The sequence below is a fragment of the Myxococcus sp. AM009 genome (genome assembly GCF_013372605.1).
Taxonomy (GTDB): domain Bacteria; phylum Myxococcota; class Myxococcia; order Myxococcales; family Myxococcaceae; genus Myxococcus; species Myxococcus vastator.
This window is the reverse complement of sequence record NZ_JABXEP010000509.1, coordinates 1-402: the sequence shown is the minus strand read 5'-3', so window position 1 is coordinate 402 and position 402 is coordinate 1. Positions and strand designations below refer to the sequence as shown.

At 66.9% G+C, this 402-nt stretch carries 1 protein-coding gene; it reads left to right on the top strand.

Translation table 11 applies throughout. The annotated features are described in order from the left end of the window. Positions 1–381: hypothetical protein (locus tag HV824_RS36640; RefSeq protein WP_217918077.1), on the top strand; the 381-nt coding region annotated here is incomplete at its 5' end. Positions 382–402 lie beyond the last annotated feature (21 nt).

The following is a 402-nucleotide window of genomic DNA, read 5'->3' as shown; positions in this document are numbered from 1 at the left end:
CACTTGGAGCGCGAACTGAGCGAACTGCGCGCCCAACTGGCGGCGGAACAGGCCGCCCGGGTCGCTGCCGATCGCACAGCCGCCGTCGCCGATGCGCAGCGTGAAGCTGCTGACATCGCCCGAATCCAGGCCAACGAGCGCTTGGCCAACGCCGAATCGCGCGAGCACCAGGTGCGTGCCCAACTGGCTGAAGCGCAGGCCGCGCATGAGCGCACCCGCGAGAAACTAACCGAGGTCGTCGGTCTTGAGGCCGGTGCCCAGGCCGAGTTGCGAATGCTGCGCGAGCAAATTGAGGCCGCGAAGCCGACACCAGAGTCGGCACCAGATCAGCAGACCGGTCAACCGCCGAGCAAACCAAACTCACGGCGCAAGGGGGCGTAGCAACGCCGCTTACCTACCCAC